Source organism: Streptomyces sp. NPDC058231 (genome assembly GCF_042882275.1).
In the GTDB taxonomy this organism is placed as follows: Bacteria; Actinomycetota; Actinomycetes; order Streptomycetales; family Streptomycetaceae; genus Streptomyces.
Genome location: NZ_JBHVWN010000009.1, coordinates 142,465 through 160,908 on the forward strand (window position 1 = coordinate 142,465; position 18,444 = coordinate 160,908).

General features: G+C 72.0%; 15 protein-coding genes. 5 read left to right on the forward strand and 10 right to left on the reverse strand.

All coding sequences use genetic code 11. From position 1 onward, the window contains the following. Positions 1–37: 37 nt before the first annotated feature. From ACFVXE_RS09595 to ACFVXE_RS09625, 7 genes are all read right to left on the reverse strand, one after another. Entirely contained in the window at positions 38–1,501 is a 1,464-nt protein-coding gene (locus ACFVXE_RS09595; RefSeq protein WP_389670458.1) for an MFS transporter, read from the reverse strand. Next, a complete protein-coding gene (locus tag ACFVXE_RS09600) occupies positions 1,498–3,540 on the reverse strand; it encodes a B12-binding domain-containing radical SAM protein (RefSeq protein ID WP_389670459.1) in 2,043 nt (680 codons plus the stop codon). Before ACFVXE_RS09600 ends, ACFVXE_RS09595 begins: the two co-directional genes overlap by 4 nt. Before the next feature lie 87 nt (positions 3,541–3,627). Next, a complete protein-coding gene (locus ACFVXE_RS09605) occupies positions 3,628–5,031 on the reverse strand; it encodes a B12-binding domain-containing radical SAM protein (protein ID WP_389670460.1) in 1,404 nt (467 codons plus the stop codon). Then, positions 5,028–6,407 (reverse strand): asparagine synthase-related protein, encoded by a 1,380-nt coding sequence (locus ACFVXE_RS09610; RefSeq protein WP_389670461.1) that lies wholly within the window; start codon positions 6,405–6,407, stop codon positions 5,028–5,030. The genes ACFVXE_RS09605 and ACFVXE_RS09610 overlap by 4 nt, the downstream gene beginning before the upstream one ends. A gap of 1 nt (position 6,408) precedes the next feature. Then, complete coding sequence (locus ACFVXE_RS09615) at positions 6,409–7,518, reverse strand: AMP-binding protein (RefSeq protein WP_389670462.1); 1,110 nt, start codon at positions 7,516–7,518, stop codon at positions 6,409–6,411. A gap of 35 nt (positions 7,519–7,553) precedes the next feature. Beyond that, the gene (locus ACFVXE_RS09620) at positions 7,554–8,957 is read right to left on the reverse strand and encodes an oxidoreductase (RefSeq protein WP_389670463.1); all 1,404 of its coding nucleotides are present in this window, start codon (positions 8,955–8,957) and stop codon (positions 7,554–7,556) included. Continuing rightward, a complete protein-coding gene (locus ACFVXE_RS09625) occupies positions 8,954–10,402 on the reverse strand; it encodes a B12-binding domain-containing radical SAM protein (RefSeq protein WP_389670464.1) in 1,449 nt (482 codons plus the stop codon). The genes ACFVXE_RS09620 and ACFVXE_RS09625 overlap by 4 nt, the downstream gene beginning before the upstream one ends. A gap of 427 nt (positions 10,403–10,829) precedes the next feature. Between ACFVXE_RS09625 and ACFVXE_RS09630 the strand changes: the two genes are divergently transcribed. Both ACFVXE_RS09630 and ACFVXE_RS09635 read left to right on the forward strand, forming a co-directional pair. Continuing rightward, positions 10,830–11,609 (forward strand): phytanoyl-CoA dioxygenase family protein, encoded by a 780-nt coding sequence (locus tag ACFVXE_RS09630; RefSeq protein WP_389670465.1) that lies wholly within the window; start codon positions 10,830–10,832, stop codon positions 11,607–11,609. A 23-nt stretch (positions 11,610–11,632) separates the two neighbouring features. Next, on the forward strand, positions 11,633–12,490 hold the full coding sequence (locus ACFVXE_RS09635) for an enoyl-CoA hydratase/isomerase family protein (RefSeq protein ID WP_389670466.1): 858 nt from the start codon (positions 11,633–11,635) through the stop codon (positions 12,488–12,490). Here ACFVXE_RS09635 and ACFVXE_RS09640 read toward each other — a convergent pair. Beyond that, positions 12,466–13,152: an NUDIX hydrolase gene (locus tag ACFVXE_RS09640; RefSeq protein ID WP_389670467.1), complete on the reverse strand. Its 687-nt coding sequence runs from the start codon at positions 13,150–13,152 to the stop codon at positions 12,466–12,468. The two genes, ACFVXE_RS09635 and ACFVXE_RS09640, sit on opposite strands and share 25 nt — an antisense overlap. Positions 13,153–13,307: 155 nt before the next feature. On the opposite strand from ACFVXE_RS09640, the gene ACFVXE_RS09645 reads away from it, so the two are divergent. Further along, the gene (locus tag ACFVXE_RS09645) at positions 13,308–14,486 is read left to right on the forward strand and encodes a P1 family peptidase (protein ID WP_389670468.1); all 1,179 of its coding nucleotides are present in this window, start codon (positions 13,308–13,310) and stop codon (positions 14,484–14,486) included. Here ACFVXE_RS09645 and ACFVXE_RS09650 read toward each other — a convergent pair. Next, positions 14,479–15,324 carry an MBL fold metallo-hydrolase gene (locus ACFVXE_RS09650; protein WP_389670469.1) on the reverse strand — a complete coding sequence of 282 codons (846 nt, stop codon included), beginning with the start codon at positions 15,322–15,324 and terminating at the stop codon, positions 14,479–14,481. The genes ACFVXE_RS09645 and ACFVXE_RS09650 overlap by 8 nt on opposite strands. A gap of 465 nt (positions 15,325–15,789) precedes the next feature. Between ACFVXE_RS09650 and ACFVXE_RS09655 the strand changes: the two genes are divergently transcribed. Beyond that, entirely contained in the window at positions 15,790–16,686 is an 897-nt protein-coding gene (locus ACFVXE_RS09655) for an arginase family protein (RefSeq protein ID WP_389670470.1), read from the forward strand. Between the two features lie 215 nt (positions 16,687–16,901). Here ACFVXE_RS09655 and ACFVXE_RS09660 read toward each other — a convergent pair whose 3' ends face one another. After that, complete coding sequence (locus ACFVXE_RS09660; protein ID WP_389670471.1) at positions 16,902–17,705, reverse strand: Cof-type HAD-IIB family hydrolase; 804 nt, start codon at positions 17,703–17,705, stop codon at positions 16,902–16,904. 492 nt (positions 17,706–18,197) lie between these two features. On the opposite strand from ACFVXE_RS09660, the gene ACFVXE_RS09665 reads away from it, so the two are divergent. Beyond that, positions 18,198–18,419 carry a hypothetical protein gene (locus ACFVXE_RS09665; protein WP_389670472.1) on the forward strand — a complete coding sequence of 74 codons (222 nt, stop codon included), beginning with the start codon at positions 18,198–18,200 and terminating at the stop codon, positions 18,417–18,419. The last annotated feature ends 25 nt before the right edge of the window (positions 18,420–18,444 follow it).

Genomic DNA, 18,444 nt, shown 5'->3' on the forward strand with positions numbered 1-18,444 from the left:
CACGGTAGGTCGGCGGCGGCCCAGCGGAACCCGGCCCTCAGGTGGTTGGCCGAATCGGACGGGAGGTGTGGCCGGGCGGCACCGGAACCTCCTGCCTGGGCACGGGTGAACGGGGGAAGAGGAACGCCGCACCCACCGCGACGACGGCCAGGACGGCCGAGCCGGCGAACACGGTGCGGTACGCGGCGGCCGAGGGGTGGGCGTCCGCGCCGCCCGCGACCGCCAGCACCATGGAACTGACCTGCACACCGAAGGCTCCGCCGAGGCTGCGCAGCACGCCGTTCAGGCCGACCGTCACCGCGGTCGACCCGCTCGGCGAGGCCTGCACCAGCAGTTCCACCATGGCCCCGCCCAGCAGGCCGGTGGCCAGGCCGTTCAGGGCCGTGCCCAGGGCCAGGCCACCGGCGCCGGAGGGCAGAAGGGCGAACACGACGGGACCGGACGCGAACAGGACCGTGCTCGTTCCCATCACCGTGCGGGTGGTCAGCCTCCCCGACTCCCGTAGCCAGCCGGACAGCAGTCCACCGGACAGCGCGCCGAGCTGCATGGGCAGCATGACCAGGGTCAGGACGGCACCGCCCGCGCCGAGGCCGTACCCCGTGTCGCGGGGGGCGGCCACCAGGGCGGGCGCGAGCACGCCGATCTGGAACATCACCAGCCCGGTCAGCAGGCTGACCAGGTTCAGGCAGAGGAGCGGCCGGCGGGACATCAGCCGCATGTCCAGCACCGGTTCCGGTGACCGGCGCTCCACCCGGAGCAGGAGGACGCAGCCCGCGGCCGCGACCGCCAGCAGCACCGTGCCGGTGACCGAGCCGAGGCCTTCCTGCCCGTACCGGGTCAGTGCCAGCAGCAGGCAGGTGCTGACGGTGCCTAGGAGCAGCAGCCCGGGTACGTCGATGCGGGTGGCGGGTCGGCGCGGCGTCTCGGGCAGCACCAGGGCGCCCGCCGCCAGCAGCACCGTGGCGAGGAGCGCGGCTGTCGCGAACAGCCAGCGCACGGCCGGGAGGCCACCGCCGAACAGGCCCGCCAGCACGATGCCGGCACCGCCACCGGTGCCGAAGGAGGCGGACAGCAGGCCCGACGGGCCGGACAGCGACCGTTGGGGGAAGCCCTCCCGCAGCAGGCCGACGCACAGCGGGAAGAGACCGGCGGCCACACCCTGCACCAGGCGCGCGACGAGCAGCACGGTGAACGACCCGGTGAGCGCCGACGCCACGGACGCCACCGCCACCACGGCCAGGACGGCGAGCAGTACCGCGCGCCGGCCGTACAGGTCGCCCAGCCGACTCACGACGGGCGTGGCGACACAGCCGACGAGCAGGTGTCCGGAGACCACCCACGCGGCGTCCGAGCCGGACACACCGAACGCGCCCTGGATCTGTGGCAGCACTGTCGCCACGCCGAGCTGGAGCAGCGCGAACAGGCCGCAGGCCCCGGCGAGCACGGCCAGTGCCGCACGGTGCGGCAGGGCGGGGGCCGGAGCGTCGGGGCCCGCGGTCACCGCTGCTCGCTGAGTGCGTGCTCCGCCAGGGGCGTCACCTCGGCGGACTCCAAGCGGTGCCGGTAGTGGCCGATCCGAGAGACCGGATAGCTCGGGCCGATCGCCGCCAGTGCGAACGCCTTGAGGTCACCCGGCGCCGGGCGGAAGCGGCCGTTCGCCCCGAACCGCTGGTCGGTGTAGTCCACCCGGAGACGGCGCCGGCGCAGCGGGCCGCCGCCGAAGTAGTGCGGCCAGTCGTGGTCGTACTCGGCGGTCTTGCCGTGCTGCGGGTCGTAGTCCGGGCGCAGCATGACGTCACGCTGGAAGCGCAGCACGTCGCGCAGCCGCGCGTCCTGGTCGGGGTCGAGTCCCAGGGTGCGGAGGTAGTCGCCCACTTCGGCGTGGAACCGGTCGAACTCGGTGGCCACCCGTAGCCAGCCCCAGTTGTCGATCGTCCAGCCCCGTCGTCTGCCGTACGGGGCGAGGTGGGTCGCCAGGTCGGGCTGGCTGGCGACCAGGTTGGCCAGCGGCAGCGTCGGGATGTCGATGTAGTCCTGGTACAGGCTGCGCATGCGCAGGTAGAGGGAGCCGATGAAGCTGGTGGGGCGGGCGGTGAAGTAGTTCTGCAGCCCCTCGTAGAAGGCGGTGTAGCCGATCCCGTGCTCCTGCCGCAGGTAGATCGACAGGTAGCGGGTGTAGCAGCCGTTGTGCAGGAACTGCACCGCCTGCACGAAGGCGAAGGACTCGACCCATTCGTCACGGGACATGGCGCTGGTCTCCATGACCATGTCCATGGTCTCCGCCTCGTCGTCGGGGGTGCCGGGCCGCTCGACGTAGAGGCGCTTGGGTACGGTGCGCAGGCCGTAACCGGCGATCTTCTCCGGGGTGTTGATCGGAGCGTTGGGCAGGATGCCGAATTCGTAGACGCGGATGTCCTCGTGGTTGCCGGCCTCCAGCAGCGAGCCGATGCCGTCGCGGAAGGTGCGCGCGGTCTCCAGCGGCAGTCCCAGGATCAGCTCGGTGTAGGTGTGGATGTTCTCGACGGCGTACCGCTGCTGCAGTTTGCGGTAGTTGTCGAGGCCGATGTTCTTGCGGTCGATGGCCTCCAGGACGTCCATGTCGGTGCTCTGCATGGACAGCGTGGTGCCCATCAGCAGGTCCACGTCGTGCCAGGCCTTGCTGATCTCGAAGACCCGGTCGTTGGAGTTCTTGGCGAAGTTGACCCGGATCTGCTTCGGCGAGCCGGCCTCCGTGCGGGCCTCCGCCAGCGCGTGCGCGATCTCCAGGTCGCGGGGCACGATGCCGAAGTTGGCGTCGCAGATGAACAGGTCCTCCACGTCGTTGCGGGCGAACCACTCGATCTCGTGCTGGAGGCGGTCCTCGTCGAACAGCCGCAGGGCGCTCATCGTCGCTGAGCCCCAGTCGCAGAAGGCGCAGGAGTACGGGCAGCCACGGTTGGTCTCCCACAACGCGTAGAAGCGCAGGTCGCGCTCCCGGCAGGTTTCCACGGCCCCGTCCATCACCCCGTTCAGATAAGGGCTCGGGGTCTCGATCCGCCGCGGCAGCCGCTTGGCCGGCGGTCCGGCGACCGGGGTGTTTCCCTTCTGCACCGTCACGCCGGGCACACCGGTGTAGTCGGGGCGGTCCGAGAGCCGCGCGGACAGCAGTTCCCGGAAGGCCACCTCGCCCTCACCGTGCGCCAGGACGTCGACGTAGGGGTGGCGGGTGAAGAAGTCGCCCACCCGGTCAGGCACGTGCGGCCCTCCGGCCACCACGAGCATGTCCGGATAGCGCTCCTTGAGGATCTTCGCCACCTTCATCTGCCGGCGGAAGTTCCACACGTAGCAGGACAGGGCGAGGACGTCCGGCTCGGTGATGCCGTCCGCCATCTCCTGCACGGGGGCGACGAGGAACAGCGGCTCCTGGAAGTCGTAGGAGGCCGCGATGTGTTCGTCCTGTTCCGCGTACGTGCGCAGCAGGCCGGCGACGAGGGGGAGGAAGGGCACCGCGTTGAGGCCGATGAAGTACACCTTGCGGCGGGGGGAGGATTCGGCGGACATGCTCGGGTCACGGCTCCTCGTGGTCGGGGCTGCGCAGCGGCGGGACGGCACCGGCGTGCCGGGGTCGGGCGGGGGCGGAGGGCGGGGTCATCCGGTGCTGGGGACACGCTCCGGCTTCCGGTCCCGGCCCGGCCCGGCGGCGAGGCGGATGCCGCTGAGCATCTCGTCGAAGGCGCTGTTGTCGGAGTAGTAGAAGACGGACGGGTCCTGGCTGGAGGCGACGCCAGGGGAGGGGCGGGCACTCGCTCCAGCCAGCAGGTCGGCGAGCCGGTGGTAGAAGTCCTCCAGCGGCAGCCTCGTCGGGAAGAGCGAGTGGTAGCAGTCGAAGAGTTCGGGGTCGTCGCTGATGTGCTGGTCCCGGCTCTCGTCGTACAGGTCCGTGCCGGGCAGCGGGGTCAGCACGGAGAAGCTCGGCATGTCCACCTGCAGCTCCTCGACGGTCCGGCCGAGCCGTGCGAAGTCCTCGGCGACCCAGTTGGGCTGGACGATGAAATTGGCCCGCACCTTCACCTGGTTGGTGTGGAAGAGCTCCAGGGCCCGCCGGGTCTGGTCGGCGTCGGTGCCCTTGCGGTAGCCGGACAGTTCGTCGTCGGTCATCGACTCGGCCCCGACCAGTACCGAGTCCAGGCCGATCTCCGCCCAGCGGGCGATGACGTCGGGCCGGCGCAGCGCGGTGTCGGTGCGTATGTACATGTGGAACCGCTTGCGGAAACCGGCCTTGTCGATGGCGTCGGCGAGCTCGAGCATGCGCGCGGGCTGGATGAACGCCTCGTCGTCCACGACGTAGAGGTTGTCGCCGTCGATGTCGGCGATCTCGGCGAGGACCCGGTCGATGTCCTTGACCAGGTAGCGCCGGTCCGTCATCCGCCACAGCGAACAGAACTTGCAGGTGTACGGACAGCCCGCGGTGAACCGGATCAGTGACACCGGCCGGTAGATCGAGTGGAAGTAGTCCTGCCTGTGGTGGGAGAGCAGTGAGCGGTCGGGCATCGGCAGGTCGTTGAGCGCCGCGGGGCGGGGCCGCCGGTTGCGTTCCAGGCCGGTGCGGGCGTCGTACGGCGCGAGCCCCTGCCCCGCCTGCGGAGTGCGGCCCGCCTCCAGGTCGGCGGCCAGCCGGTTCAGTGAGGCGCCGCCTTCGCCCGCCACCACCCAGTCGGCGGCGAAGCCGTCGAGCCACTCGGCCGAGACCGTCGGGTGGTGGCCGCCGAGCACGATCGGTACGTCCGGCCACAGGCGGCGGGCCTCACGGCTCACCTCGCGGGACACCCGGACGCTGGTGGTGTAGGGGATGGCCACGCCCACCAGGTCCGGCGGTTCGTGCGTCGCCGCGTACCGGGCCAGCGGCGGATCCAGGCGCAGGTCGTGGATCGTCACGTCGTGATGACCGCGCAGCGCGCCCCCGAGGTATTCGAGCGGCAGCGGTTCGCAGCAGCTCAGCCGGTCGCTCAGGAGTGCCCGCTCGTTGCGAGGCCACACCAGCAGAACCCTCATCCCATGCCTCCCAGACGTCGGTTCCGGTCCGCGTCGCCATGTCCGGTCTCCGGCCCGCCGTTCCGGAAGACCTCGGTGGCGATCCCGTACAGCCGCCCGGCCTGGACGGCGGGGTCGTCGCTGCCCAGCGCGGCGGCGAACATCCGGCTCATCGCGGTGCCCTCGTGGATGCCGCGCTTGGGCCGCCAGGCCACCTCCGCCGGCAGGATGTCGGCGGCGGCGCTGCGCAGCACCCACTTCGCCTCTCCCTCCCGGATCTTGAGCCGTCCGCGGATGTCCAGGGCCGCGGACATCACCTCCCGTGACCAGTACGGGTTGCGTACGGCGGTGTGGCGGGCGTCGGCGAAGGCGGGGTGGAACTCGTTGCTCCGCGCGGTCGCGGAGGTCTGTGCGACGACGGCACGCTCGACGGCCTCCTCGTCGCCGGTGCCGCCGAGCCCCGCGAACAGCAGGTCCGCCCCGTACCCGGACAGCAGCACCTGGCGGCTGTCGGTGGCGATGTGGTCCTGCAGGAAGCAGGCGGGTGCGGCGATCTGCAGGGTGAGCGCGTCCCAGGTCTCCAGCGCGCGGATCATGCCGGGCAGCATCTCGGCGAGCTGGTCCGGGCCGAAGAGCACCTCCTCGTGCTTGGTGCCCAGCCGGTCCGCCAGCCACGCCGCCTGCGCGAACTCGTCGCCGAACGGCGTGCCCACCGTGTACGTGCGCACCGCCGACGCCCCCGCCTCCCGCACCGCGAGCGCCGCGACCGTGGAGGAGTCCACGCCGCCGCTGAGCGAGACGCCGATCTCGTCCGCACCCGCGGCCAGTCGTGCGACGGACGCGCCCAGCACCGTCCGGACGGTCCGCACCGCCTGGTCCGGGTCCGTCACCGAGGGCCGCTCCGGCAGCCGTGCGAGCCGGTGTACCGACACCGGGTCGTCGTCGTAGGCGTCCACCACCAGGGTCACCGCGCTGTTCGCGGGAACCGCCCTCACCCCGGCGAACCGGCCGCCGGGCAACAGCGACCGTTCGGCGTCGCCCAGCACCACGGGGCGGCCCAGACGCGGAAGCAGGGCACCGGCCGACGTACCGACCAGGAGTGCCCCGGCGGTACGCGCCCAGTGCAGCGGGCAGGTCGCGCCGATGTCGCTCCACAGGGTGGCCCGGCCCTCGCGGACCAGGACGGCGCAGTAGCGGCTGTGACTTCGCTCGGCCCAGGCCGCCAGGTCGGCGAGCGGCGCGTGCTCCGGCGGTTCCTCCTCGGCGAGCCGGTCGCCCTGGACCACGAGGACGTCCGTGCCGTCGCGCCGCACCATGACCTCCATGCCTCGGCCCTCGCCGAGGAGGTCGACCTCGGTGCCGCCGTCCGGCCGGCTGTACAACAGGAATCCGGCCATGTCAGTAGACCCCCTCGACGCGGTGTCCTTCGGTGAACTCGGGGCTGTACGGATCTCCCACCCACGGCCATGGATAGCGTTCGGCCGCGACCCCGTAGGGGCGGACCCGCCGGGCCCGGTCCCGCTCCCAGAAGCCGGGCAGCAGGGCGTCGTCCGTCAGCCGCCAGACCCGTACCCGGCCTTCCTCGCCGTAGGGGACTTCGTCCCCCTGGTCGTCGACGACGTCGAGGGCGATGTGCGGCTGGCACGGCACGTACACCACCCGGTGCTCGTCCTCCGCCTCGAAGGGCTTCTGCCAGCTGATGCCGGTGGTCGACGTGCCGTACATGCCGACCACCGGTACGCCGGGGAAGAAGTCCTCGCGCAGTTGCCGGTGCGCTTCGGGCTCCATGGTGGTGCCGGCGTGCACGACGGCCCGTACCCCGGCCAGCGCCTCGGTGCCGAGCCGTTCGGGCAGCATCTCCAGCAGCCGGGAGGTGCAGAACAGGACACCGATGTCCTGGGACCGGGCCACTTCCGCGATCTGCGCCCAGAGGTGGTCCACATAGCGGTCGTAGGCGGCGGTCATGCCTTCCTCGCCGAAGATCTTCACGATCCTCGGGTCGAGGTCGATGGAGAAGCACATCCCGCCGCGGCGCTCCGCGAAGGCGACCACCAGTCGGCCCGTCGTGTGCGGGCCCATCGGCCCGACGAACAGCCAGTTCTTCCCGCGTGGGACGCCGTGCAGATCCAGGAACTCGTCGGAGAAGGAGAGGACGTCCTCCCAGTAGCGGCTGCCCCAGGTGCCGTGCTTGGCCGGTCCCGTGGTGCCGCCGGTCTGCGCCGCCCACAGCGGGCCGCCCTCGGCGAGCACCGAGCGCGGCACGAAGTTCTCCAGCGGGGTCCGGCGGGCGGCCTCCTCGAAGTGCATCTGGTCGGGTCCGTCACGCAGCCCGATCAGGGCGGCGGCGTCCGCGAGACCGTGCACCTTCTCCAGGGCGGCGGTGCCCTGCCGCCGGTCACGCTCCAGCCAGTACGGCGTGCCGTGCCGCGGATCGAAGTGGAGGCGGACGAGGCGGCGCACGTCCTCGTCGGTGATCGGACGGAGCCTCGACTCGCTCGGACTGCGCATGACGGGTCCCTCTCCTTGGTTGCCGTCCGGGCCGGTCACGCGGAGGTGTCCGGGAGTACGGCCTTCTTCTTGAACAGGAAGTCGGCGAGATGGCCCTCGTGCGGGTCGCACGGGTGGTAGCCGCGGTCGAACTGGTCGCCGGCGAAGACCTTGTCGACGCCCGGTTCCTCGGCGAGCGCCCGCACCAGCCCGTCGGTCTCGCCGACGACGGACACGATCAGGGACCCGGCGCACGCGGCGACCGCCTTCGACCGGGGCACGTGCGCCACCGCCGTGAAGGGGAACGGGAGTTCCGTGCCGAACAACGGCGATCCTGGGTCCACCAGCAGCACCGTGGGCCGCAGGAAGGCGAGGCCGTCGAGGTCCACCCGCAGCGGCACACCGGTCGTGGCCGCGGTGACGTCCACCGCGCCGGCGGCGACCTCCCTCTCGATCCGCAGTGCGAGCGCGTCGCGCACCGCCCGGTCCGGGAACGCGGGCACCGCCGCCCGGGGATCGTCCAGCGGCAGCACCGGACGGACCGCGAACTCGTGGGCCAGGGCCTCGGCCGCTTCCTTGGGATCGCCCGGCACGACGAGGGAGCTGATGTTGGTGCAGAGCCTGCCGCAGCCCGCGAACGCCTCCCGGGCCAGCCGCTGCCAGGCGTCCCCCGGCAACCGGTCACCGATCACCGCCCGGCTCCGGCCGAAGTGGTACGTCTTCACCCTTCCGGCCGGCAGGTCGGCAGGCACGTCCTCGCCCGGCCACAGCACCTGGTCGGCCAGCCGGCGCAGCGCGGGTGCGTCGCCGTGCACCACGGACACACCGTGCTCGGGCAGCCCGGCCGCGTACAGCTCCTCGGTGAGCAGGACCGGTGTGAAGGGGTCGGCGGCCCCGGTGCTCAGCAGCACCGGACGACGCGCGGCCAGGGCCTGCAGCCACTCGATGTTGATGGTGGGGAAGTTGCCCGGCTGACGCACCAGCACCGACCGGCCCGCCGGGCGCCAGCTCCACCTCGGGCCACGGCCGCCGGTCCGGTAGGCCGCCACCGTGCCGTCGGGGGACTGCGCGGCCAGGATCTCCTCCATGCGGGCGAGGTCCTGGGCGGCCGTGCGCAGCCCACGGGCGGCCCGCCGGCTCGGCAGGCCGCTCACCGCGGACAGTGCCCGCAGCCACGGATCGAGGTCACCGGTGTCCAGCCGGGCGGTGATACGGTCCGCGGCGCTGCGCAGCAGCCCGAACCAGGCCGTGTCGTCCATGCCGCGCAGGCGGCGGGCCGCCCGGCCGGCCTCCTCGGCCATCCGGAACTGCGCGAGACGGCCGGCGGAACCCAGACGGGCCAGCGGCCTGCCACCACCGTCGTGGAGAACGTCCGGGCGGAGTGACATGACCGGCCGCGAACCGTCGTAGGCCGGGACGTCCAGGACTCCCGCGTCCAGGGCGGCCGTCGGCGCACTCACTGGACCTCCGGAACCAGCGCGGCCGGCTCCTTCGTCTGCGGGGCGCCGCCGTCGAGCAGACCGAGCCGGGTCTGGACGGTGCTCAGGTCGGCCAGGTACGCGATGCGCTTGTACTTGCCGTCGCGACGCGTGGGGGTCATGTCGTCGTACAGCTTCCACAGTTCGTCGATGGACGCGGCCTTGCTGGAGGTCACCGGGATGTGGCCGGTGAAGCAGTCGCTGTCGTCGGTCTCCAGGGTGAAGTCGACCCGCTTCGCCATGTCCTTCTCCACCTCGTGGTGGAAGGGCACGAAGAAGCAAGGCGAGACGATGTCGTGCCGGTTGTCGCCGAGCCGCGCCTGCAGCCAGGTGATGGTCGTGCGCATCGCCTCGTCGGTCTCGCCCGGGATGCCGAGGATCAGAGTGGCCTGTACACCGATCCCGGCCTTGCTCAGCGAGCTCAGCGCGCGCTCGGTGACGTCGACCTTGACCGGACGGCCGAGCCGCTTGAGCAGCGACCAGTCGAGGGTCTCGACACCGACCAGGAGCCGGAAGCACCCGGAGTCGCGCAGCATGCGTGCCATGTCGTCGTCGATGAGGTCCGGACGGGCCTTGGCCTCCCACTCGAACTTGCCCTGCAGACCGGACTTCTCGATGCCCCGGCACAGCTCCTGCATGCGTGGGACGTCCTCGACGAAGTCGTCGTCCTCGATGCGGATCCGGTCGAATCCATGGACCTCGACCAGCTCGCGGATCTCCTCGACGACCCGCTCCGCGCTGTGCCGGCGCTGGCCGACTCCCCACTGGTGCTTGGAGTAGCAGTAGGCGCAGGCGTACGAGCAGCCGCGGCTGGTGACGAGGTTGCCTGACCGGCCGCGGGAGATCTGGTTGTACAGCTGCATGTCCGCCAGGTCCCGGGCGGGCCTGGGCAGTTTGTCGAGACGCATCACCTGCGGCGCGGCCGGCGTCTCGACCACGGTGCCGTCCTCGTCCCGGAAGACGATGCCGCGGATCTTGCGCAGGTTCCTGCGGCCGTTGGTGCCGTACTCATGGACCAGGTGGGAGAAGGTGACCTCTCCCTCGCCCTTGACCACCACGTCCGCGTCGCCGTCCTCGACGAGCTGCCGTGCCAGCGGGGTGGCGCCGACGCCGCCGAACACGACCAGTGCGCCCGGGTGGTGCCGGTGGCTCTCGGCAGCGAGTTTGATGCCGTTCTTCAGGCTGGAGGTGAGCACCTGGATACCCACGATGTCCGGGTGATGGCCGCGCAGGAATTCGTTGGGTGTGGCCAGCGGCCTCTGCAGGACGAAGAGTTGGTCGTCGATGAAACGGACGTCGGTGCCCTTGGTGTCGTGGAAGGTGCCCTCCCGGAGGGTCGCGGCCAGGGAGAGCAGCCCCAGTTGCGGTGCGGAGATGGACTCCCCGGAGTACGACGACCGGCGAGCGTTCACGAGTAGAACCTGCATGCGTGTCTGGCCTCCTGCGCGTGGACAGTCCCGGGGCACCCACCGACTGCCCGCACAGCCTGTGCACCCGGCTCCGTGGCGTGGCGAACGTGGCGATGCCGTGCCTGCCCGCCTGTGAGGAGGCGGGAGCGGTTCCGGAACGGCTCGCGTCGACGGGGGGTCACATAGGGCTTGCAAGCCGCAGTACAGGGGACACCGCACGTCGGAGCGGCGTCCAATGCCATTCGCGGGTCACCGCCACCCGCCGACGGCATGAGTGGGCCCGGCCCGCGGGAGCCATGCCGTGGGCGCATCACGACGATGCGGTCTCGGCCTATGGGCCGGGGGCCGGCCCTGTGGCAGCATCGCTGCGGAGTCCGGCGGAACGTCCCCTCCGGTTCTCCTGCCGCGCCACGACTGCCCGGCCCCTCCCGTCCCGAGGAGTGTCATGACTGCTTCCCACTTGCCCGCCGGTGCGGTGGAGCCGACGACCACGACGGATCCGGCAGCCGGTGAACGTGAGGTGTTCCGACGCGACGGAGTGGTCCGCTGGGACCACGTGCTGACACCCGAGCAGGTGGCGGATCTCCGGGGAAGCGTGGAGCGGGCCTTCTTCGACGACGGCCGGCCGGCCGAGGGGGTCCGTGACCTGTCGGAGCGGAGGGGCAGACCGCTGGACCTGGCCCTGCTGCAGAAGGTGAACCTGTGGCAGTCCGACCCGGCCTGCGAGGCCCAGGTCCGCCGCGCCGATCTCTACCGGCGGGTGGAGCGCCTTCTCGGCGGACCGGTGCGCCTGTTCCGCGACCACTCCTTCTACAAGCCGGCCGGCAAGGGCGACCGCAGCCGTCTCGCCCTGCACCAGGACAACCGTTACTGGCATCTCACACCGCCCGAGGCGGTCACCGTGTGGATGGCCCTGGACGACGCCACGCCGGAGAACGGCTGCGTCCACTACGTCCTCGGCAGCCACCGCTGGGGCCGGGTGGAACACAACCGGCCGGAGGAGGGCGCCGTTCTGGTCGAGGCGCGCAGCGAGCAGGAACCCGTGGCGTACCCGGTGCCCGCGGGCAGCGCTCTGGTCCACCACGCCAACGCCCTGCACGGTTCCGGGCCGAACCTCACCGACCGCCCCCGCCGCGCCTACGCCCTGGTCTTCGTCCGGGCGGACGCGTCCGTGCGGGGCGAGGCGATGACCGGGTTCCCGCTCGCGGCGGATCTCGCCCGGTGACCCCGGCGGAGGGGAGGGACCCGGTGTACGAGACGATTCTGCTGGACCGGGCCGACGGGATCGCCTGGGTCACGCTCAACCGGCCCGAGCGGCTCAACGCCACCACCGAGCGGATGCACCACGAACTGCTGGACGCCTTCGCCCGGGTCGCCGAGGACGGCTCCAGCCGGGTGCTCGTCCTCACCGGTGCCGGTGACCGGGCCTTCTGCATCGGCAGCGACCTCGGTTTCCTCACCGAGGTCCTGGACGGCGAGGAGACCGACTCCGACCTGTTCGCCGCCTACCTGGAACGCCTGAACCGGGTCGTCTTCGCCCTGGAGCGCATGCCGGTGCCGACGATCGCCATGGTGCAGGCCAAGGCTCGGGCCAGCGGCTTCGAGATGGTGGTGGCCTGCGACTTCGTGCTGATCGCCGAGGAGGCCCGGATCGGCGACGTGCACACACCGTACGGTCACATGCCGGGTGCCGGCGCCACCCACCGCACCGTCCGGAAGATCGGCCTGCAGCCCGCGATGGAGCTGCTGATGACCGGCCGGTGGCTGTCGGCGACCGAGGCCGTCGACAAGGGGCTGGCGCTGCGCGCGGTGCCGCGGGACCGGCTCCGCGAGGAGACCACGCTGTTCGCCCGCACCCTGGCCGATGTCCCGGGCGACTGCCTGCGGCACCTGAAAGCGGCGGTGATGGGCGGCCTCGGCCGGACCGTCGAGGAGGCCGTCGCGGTGGAGACGTCCGAGTACCTGGCGCTGCTGCGCTCGTCCTCGGGGCCCGTCGACGGCTTCCGCGCGGGGCAGCGGGAACGAGCACTGCGACGGACCGGCCCCGCCTCCGGCGCGAGGACCGCCGCCGTGCGTCCGGCTCAGGGGGGCGGGCCGCCCCCGTAGCGGCGCCGGGCATCGGACAGGTCCTCGATCCGGTCGGCGTCCCAGGGCCGTTCCCAGCCGCCGAGCCGCAGCAGCCAGGAGGCGAGGGCGGCGGTGAACCCCCACACGAACAGGTTCCGGGCCAGGAACCCGGGGCTCAGATGGCCGTCGGGGAACCGGACGAGCAGCCGCGCCCCGGGGTCGGCGAGGTCCGCCAGGGGCACCCGGTGGACGGACACGATTTCCTCGCCGTCCCCGGCGATCCGGCCGCCGGCCCCCCACCAGCCGAGCACCGGAACGACCGAGAAGCCACTGTGGGCGAGGTTCAGCGGGGTCAGCGCCCCGGCGATCCGGACCCGCGCCGGCTCCAGCCCGGTCTCCTCACACGTCTCGCGCAGCGCGGTACGCACAGGGCCGCCGTCACCGGGGGCGGCGGAGCCACCGGGGAAACACACCTGGCCGGGGTGGTCCCGCAGGGCTCCGGAACGCCGCAGGAAGAGCAGGTCCGGGCCCTGGTCGCCGGTGCCGAAGAGCACCAGGACGGCGGAGCCCCGTGCGTGGGCGGGCACCGGGCCCGCGTACCGCGTGAGCTCCGGCGGGAGGTCCCCGGACGCCTTCCGGCCCAGGTCGGTCAGCCAGGGCGGCACGGCGGCGCAGGGTCGGTCCGTCAGGTCGTCAGCCACGGGCGACAAGCGTAGGGAACGACGGCCCCGGCCGGGAGGGGACGGCGGGAAGCAGCGTCCACGTCCCTGTACGGCGGGCCGGGAGGATCATACGGGCGGGACGGCGGTGCGGACCGCCGCCGTCGAGGCAGGCAAGAGAGAGCTGAGGGCAGTGGATGAGTGGGATGCGGACACCCGGGCCGGCACCGCGCACCGGACCGCGGAACGCGTTGACGGACGTGGCCGGGATCCGGGTCGGGCACGCAGCGCGCACCGGTGACGGCTGGCTGACCGGTGTCACCGCGGTCCTCGCCCCGGAGGACGGGGTGGTCGCGGCGGTCGACGTACGCGGCGGCGGGCCGGGAACCCGGGAGACCGATGCCTTGGATCCGCGCAACCTGGTGGCGCGTATCGACGCGGTGGTGCTGACCGGTGGCAGCGCCTTCGGACTGGAGGCGGCGGCCGGTGCGGCGGCCTGGCTGGAGGAGCAGGGCCGCGGTTTCCGGGTGGGCGCCGGCCCGGCCCAGGTGGTGCCGGTCGTGCCCGCCGCCGCCCTGTTCGATCTGGGGCGCGGCGGTCTCTGGACGGCCCGGCCGGGGGCGGCGCTGGGGCGGGAGGCCGTCGTGGAGGCGGCCCGCGGTGGTGAGGGCGAGTCCGTCCTCCAGGGCTGTGCGGGGGCCGGCACGGGCGCGGTGGCCGGCGGCATGAAGGGCGGCGTCGGCACGGCGAGCGTCGTCCTGCCGTCCGGGGCGACCGTCGCGGCCCTGGCCGCGGTCAACGCTTCCGGCTCGCTCCTGGACCCGGCCACCGGTGCGTTGTACGGGGCCTGGACAGCGGTGGGCGACGAGTTCCGAGCCCACGGGCTGCGCGCCCCGCTCCCGGACGCCGCGGTGCACTCCCGGGCACGGGAACGTCTGGCCGCCGCGCGCGAGGAGAGCCGGCGGCGGCAGGTCGACGAGGTACGGCAGCTGAACACGACCTTGGCCGTCGTGGCCACCGACGTCGCCCTCACCCGCGCACAGGCGCAGAAGTTGGCGGGCACCGCTCACGACGGCCTGGCCCGCGCGATCCGGCCGGTCCACCTGCTGACCGACGGCGACACCGTGTTCGCGCTGTCGACCGGCCGGCTGCCTCTGGCCGGCGGCGACGAGGACGGCACCGCGGACCGTACCGGCTGGCGGGCCCACACCGATGTGGCGGCGGTCAACGAGATCCTCGCGGCGGGTGCCGACGTGGTCTCCCGGGCCGTGGTGCACGCGGCGCTGGCCGCCCGGACCACCGACACTCCCGGCGGTCTCTTCCCTTCCTACCTGGACCTGTACGACACGCCGGCGGGCGGCACCTCCGTCAGGTGAGTACGGCGGCCAGGTCCATGGCCTCCAGGTGGCGTGGGGCCACGACGCGTGAGCCGGGACCTGCCGCCGCCAGTTCACGTACCGACGACTCGGCGGTGGAGGCCGCCAGGAGGCCCGGCGGGCCCGTCAGCGGCGTGACCATGTCGTCGTGGTGACAGGGAATCAGCACCGGCGGGTTTCCGGCGGTTTCGAGGAGCCGCTCGGGGTAGCGGTGGACCGCTCTGGTCGTGGTCATCGGCACCGCCGCCACGTCCGGGCGGATCCCGGTGATCTCCCGCTCGGCGAAGTTGCTCGCCCCCATGAGCAGGATCGACGGCCCGCCCTCGACGGACACCTGGTAGGAGAGCGTGTCCCCCTCGACGAAATCACCCAGGACCGAGGGCCGGGGCGGCGGGACCAGCCGATGGCCGGGGGCGAAGTAGCCGTAGTCGGGGCGCCGGCTGTGCAGGCTGCGGAAGATTTCCACCGTGTACCCGTCGAACTGGAGGTGTTCCCCGCCCTTGACCAGGACGGCGTCCGCGAGCCGCCGCCGCGGGGTGCCCATGGCCGCGAGCAGGTTGGACACCGTCGCGTCGCACAGCACCCGGATGCGCGACTGCCGCCAGTCCGGCCGGGCGAGGAGCTGCGGGACGTCTGCCATGTGGTCGAAGTGCCCGTGGCTCACCAGGATCAGCTCGGGGGCGCCGGTGAGATGCCGTGACGCGACCGCCTCGACCGCCTCGTGGTCGAGGCGCAGCGGGATGCCGTGCTCCGCGACGCCCTGGGCATCGGTGAAGGGCATTCGGCTCAGATAGGGGTCGAACAGGATGCTCCGCCTGCGGTGCCCTCGGCCGATCACGATTTCCCACCCGCTGACGCCGAGCCAGCGCAGCTGGACACGGACGGGAAAGGGGCTGCGCCGACGGCCCGCGGGTGGGTGTGCGACCGGGCCGGCTCCGGTGACCGCGGTACTCGGCGCCGCCCGCGGGACCCTGAGGGCCCTACGCCTTTCCGCCATCGTCTCCCCACCTGTGTCGGACACCAGGAGTCGCGAGAACATTACCGTCCGCGACGGGTCGGGTCGGTCCCCGGTCCGGTCGGCGGTGTGTCGCGGGTCGGAAGGACGCGGACGGGGCGAGGCCGCGGAAGGGGTGAGGCCTTCTCGCCCGCACGACCTGCGGTTGTCCGGGCCTTTGCCGATACGCGGGGGAGAGAGCGGGGAGAGCGGCCCCGGGCACAGTGGCCGGAGGCCGTCCGTCCGCCCCGGACGGTCCGCCCGCCCGCTGCCGACAACTCGCCGAACCCTGGAGGGAAACTGCCGACCGTGGAGCGCATCGCCCCGCCCGCGTGCTCCCGCGCGCGGCCTCTCACGTTCATGCGGCTGCCGCTCGAGCGCGACCCGACAGCCCGTGACCTCGTGGTTCTCGGCGTGCCGTACGACGAGTCGGGCCGGTGCCCCGGCCTCCGCCTGGGGCCCGGTGCCGTTCGGGACGTGTCCGCCCTCGCGCACGTCCCCGGCGCGGACCGCGGCCCGGGCACCTTCGACCTTGTCGACTGCGTGGACGGCGGGGACGTCGACCTGACGCCCTGGGCCTCCGGCTCCGTGCCCGAGGTTCTGTACAGGCGTCTGTCCCGCCTGCTCGCCGGCAACGCCGCCGTGCTGCTGCTCGGCGGTGGCCGGTCGTTGACCGTGGCGGCGCTGCGCGCGGTGGCCGAGCGGCACGGTCCTGTCGCCTTTCTCCACCTGGCCGCGGACCCCGTGGGTTCGCACCCTCAGGGTGATGTCCTGTACCAGGCGGTCGAGGAGCAACTGGTCGACCCGTCCGCGGTGGTCCGGATCGGCCTGCGCGACGCCGATGCCTCCGGCCGTGCCCAGGGAGGGGCGATGCTGGACGTCGGCCGCTTCGGCCGACTGGGCGTCCGGGGTGCCGCCGGAGTCGTCCGGCACCGGATCGGCAGCCGGCCCGTCTACGTCTCGGTGGCCGTCGACGTCGCCGACCCGGCCTTCGCTCCCGGTACCGGTACCCGGGTTCCGGGCGGGCTCACCTCACGGGAGGTCCTCGGGCTGTTGCGTTGCGTCGGGGACCTGTGCCCGGTCGGGTTCGAGGTGATGGGGGTGTCTCCGCCTGAGGACCGGTCCGGGATCACCGCCGCGCTGGCCGCGGAGATCGGCGGCGAACTGATCCACCAGTACGCCCGGGCACAGAGCATCCCGATGTGAGCGAGAAGTGCGCGATCCTCCCCCGGAGGCGGGAGTTCCGCCGCGGGATTCGCCGCCTCACTCCCGTTCGACTTCTCGCCGGGGTCTCCCCACCGTGCGGGAGCCGCGCGGACCGGGCGCCTGCGCCGGCCCGCCGCGGGACTGTCACCGCGGTGTGTCGCGACATCGTCGCGGACGGAGGAGGCGGCCGTGATGCTCGAATACGGTGGTGCGGGTCATAGGACGAACCGCTCGACCGCGTTCGCGAAACCCTCCTCCTCGTTGCTTGTGGTGACCCGCCTCGCCGCGCGCTGGACCTCGTGGCTGGCGTTGCCCATCGCGATGGACAGCCCCGAGTGGGCGAACATCAGCACGTCGTTGGGCATATCGCCGATCGTGGCGATCTGTTCGGGGGAAATCCGGAGCTTGGCGGACCAGTACTTCACGACACCGCCCTTGTTGGCCTGCGGATGGGTCACATCGAGGTAGTAGGGCTGCGAGCGGGCGGCCGAGACCTGCTCGCCGAACTGCGCGCGAGCTGCGACCGCGGCCGCCTCTACGACCTGGTGGTCGTCGCTGACCCCGACGACCTTGGCGGCGCCCTGCTCGAGCCCGTCGAAACCGGGAACGAGCGTGGGCGAGAACTGCACCGTCCAGCTCTCGCGATCGACGTGCGGCCCCTTGAGATCGCGGACGAACCAGTCGGCGCCCCGGTAGATCCAGACGCTGAGGCCGAACGACTCCATCAGCGCGACGACCGGGGCCACCACCTCCACGGGAATGACCTGCTGTTCGACAACGGTCATGTCCGGGTTGACGATGAGGCCACCGTTGAAGGCGGCGAGTTCAGTGGTCAGCGCCAAGGGTTCGATGATCATGGACATGCCGCGGGGTGGTCTCCCGCTGGTCACCGCGAAGAGGACGCCGGCGTCGTGGAGCTTGTGGACCGCCTGGACGGCGCGGTCGGTGAGGAGCTTGTCGCCCGTGACCAAAGTGCCGTCGACGTCGGCAAGAAGCAGGCGGATCGGTCGGGTCGGCATCACGCCTCCGTAAGCTCTGGTCGCGGCAGGTCCGGGTGGGGAAAGGCAACGGCGCATGGATGCGCGGGGCCTGTGGGACGGGTTCCCCGTGGTCGATCTCCGACTTGCTGGAGGACACCGTCGCGGCCGGCGTCAGTCGCGGTCGCGTTCCTCTCGAACGGAGGGAAGGCTAATGCCCTTGCCGGCACGCAATGTTTGGATATACCCCTTAGATTTCGATATAACCCTGAAAGGGTGGATGTTGTGAACATAAGGGGTATATGTAAATCTTGAAAAGTATGTGGCGAAGCTCTTGCGGTGCCTGGCGTCCAGAACTCGCACAGCACATTTTGGGCGAGCCCCTGAGGGGAGCGGCAGCGGCGGAGGCACTTCCGGACAAGACGGTCCACGTGCTGGGGGTCGACATCGGTGGGACCGGTATCCAGGGAGCGCCGGTCGACATCGAGCTCGACAGCCTCATCGGTGAGCGGGTCCGGATCCCGACCCCGCGACGTGCAATACGGACCCGGCCTGAAGTGCTCACCCCGGACCGGCTCGGCACCGCTGGTCGCGCTCAACGAGCGCAGCGGGTTCACCCAGGGGACGATCTGGGGGATCGACTCCTTCGACCAGTGGGGCGTCGAGCCCGGTAGGTGCTTGCTGTCGCGGTCATCCCGGAGCTCGAGAGCGCGACCGAACCTGAGCTCGGTCACGACGCGTCGGCGAAAGCGCTGATCCGGCACTACCGCACGCTCAAGGA

Bases quoted from the DNA above. Each gene is read 5' to 3' on its own strand.
- ACFVXE_RS09600 (WP_389670459.1), bottom strand. From the start codon at position 3,540: ATGTCCGCCGAATCCTCCCCCCGCCGCAAGGTGTACTTCATCGGCCTC.
- ACFVXE_RS09605 (WP_389670460.1), bottom strand. From the start codon at position 5,031: ATGAGGGTTCTGCTGGTGTGGCCTCGCAACGAGCGGGCACTCCTGAGC.
- ACFVXE_RS09610 (WP_389670461.1), bottom strand. From the start codon at position 6,407: ATGGCCGGATTCCTGTTGTACAGCCGGCCGGACGGCGGCACCGAGGTC.
- ACFVXE_RS09615 (WP_389670462.1), bottom strand. From the start codon at position 7,518: ATGCGCAGTCCGAGCGAGTCGAGGCTCCGTCCGATCACCGACGAGGAC.
- ACFVXE_RS09625 (WP_389670464.1), bottom strand. From the start codon at position 10,402: ATGCAGGTTCTACTCGTGAACGCTCGCCGGTCGTCGTACTCCGGGGAG.
- ACFVXE_RS09630 (WP_389670465.1), top strand. From the start codon at position 10,830: ATGACTGCTTCCCACTTGCCCGCCGGTGCGGTGGAGCCGACGACCACG.
- ACFVXE_RS09645 (WP_389670468.1), top strand. From the start codon at position 13,308: ATGAGTGGGATGCGGACACCCGGGCCGGCACCGCGCACCGGACCGCGG.
- ACFVXE_RS09660 (WP_389670471.1), bottom strand. From the start codon at position 17,705: ATGCCGACCCGACCGATCCGCCTGCTTCTTGCCGACGTCGACGGCACT.